General features: G+C 69.4%; 1 protein-coding gene. It reads left to right on the top strand.

The features are described 5' to 3' along the window. Window positions 1-1,679: condensation domain-containing protein (locus ABTZ94_RS37455; protein ID WP_351207919.1), on the top strand; the 1,679-nt coding region annotated here is incomplete at both ends.

Below are 1,679 nucleotides of genomic sequence, written 5' to 3'. Positions count from 1 at the left end.
CGGAACTCGACGGAGGAGACCATCACCGGAGTGTGGTCCGACGTCCTCGGCATCGACACCATCGGCATCCACGACAACTTCTTCGAACTGGGCGGGCATTCACTGCTCGCGACACAGGTGACGTCGCGTCTGCGGCAGCGGCTCGGGTTGGACGTCCCGGTGCGTGCCCTCTTCACCTCGCCCACCCCGGCCACACTGGCCGGGGTCGTGCGAGAGCTGGGGACGGCCGACGAGGCGTCGCTGGTACCGCTCGACCGCGGCAGCGGTCCACTGCCCCTGTCGTTCGCGCAGCAGCGGCTTTGGTTCCTGGACCAGTTGACGCCGGGCAGCGCCGAATACCTCGTGCCGTTCGGCCTGCGGGTGCGCGGCACGCTCGACGCCGGTGCACTGGGTGCGGCGTTCACCGGTCTGGTGACCCGGCACGAGGTGCTGCGGACCCGGTTCGTCACGGACGACTCTGGCCGTCCCGCGCAGATCGTGGACGCACCGTGGTCGGTCACTCCGGTGATGCACGACGTCCGGACCGTCCCGACGGCCGACCGGGAGCGGGCCGCACTGGAGATCACGGCGGCCGAGGCGCGGCGACCGTTCGACCTGGACGGCGGGCGGCTTCTGCGGGTTGACGTGGTACGACTCGCTGACGACGACCAGTACGTGCTGATCACGCTGCACCACATCGTCTCGGACGGCTGGTCCTCCGGGATCCTGGCCCGCGAACTGCGCGAGTTGTACATGGCTGCCGTCGCCGGATGTGTGGCGTCGCTGCCCGAACTGGCCGTGCAGTACGCGGATTTCGCCGCCTGGCAGCGGGAGCAACTCAGCGGGGATTTCCTGGAGAGGCAGTTGGCGTACTGGCGCGAGCGTCTCGCAGGGGTACCGGCCCTGGAGCTGCCGACCGACCACGGCCGGCCCGCCGAACGGGAGGGCGCCGAGGGCGACACCGTGTACTTCTCGGTGCCGTCGGAGGTGACGGAGGCGCTGCGGGCGACGGCGAGCGGGCAGGGCGCGAGTCTGTTCATGGCGCTGCTGTCCCTTTTCCAGATCGTTCTGGCCCGCTACTGCCGCCAGGACGACATCGCGGTCGGCACCCCGATCGCCGGCCGTAACCGCGCCGAGACCGAGGGCCTGATCGGTTTCTTCGTCAACACCCTCGTCCTGCGCACCGACCTGTCCGGCGACCCGGCGTTCACCGAACTCCTCGACCGGGTCAAGGACACCGCGCTCGGTGCCTACGACCACCAGGACCTGCCCTTCGAACGCCTCGTGGAGGAACTCGCCCCCGACCGCGACCTGTCCCGCAACCCCCTGTTCCAGACGATGTTCGTCCTCCAGGCGCCCGGCAGCGCGGAGGTCCAGGCATGGGAGCTGGCGGGCACACGGACCGAGCCGGTCGAGATCGAGCGAGGTGTCGCCAAGTTCGACCTGACGCTCACGGCGGTCGAGTCGGCGGACGGATTGCGCGCGGTCCTGGAGTACCGGACGGATCTGTTCGAGCGGGCGACGATCGAGCGGTTGGCCGGCCATTTCACGACTCTGGCGGCGTCGGTGGCGGCCGCACCAGGTGCGCGTCTGTCGGAGCTGAACATGCTCACGGTGGGGGAGCGGCGGGAGGTGCTGGTCGAGTGGAACGGTGTCACTGGTCCGTATCCGGACACCGCGACCATTCATCAGCTCATCGA

Source organism: Streptomyces sp. NPDC002785 (assembly GCF_040295565.1).
Taxonomy (GTDB): domain Bacteria; phylum Actinomycetota; class Actinomycetes; order Streptomycetales; family Streptomycetaceae; genus Streptomyces.
This window is presented reverse-complemented; position numbering and strand designations above follow the sequence as displayed.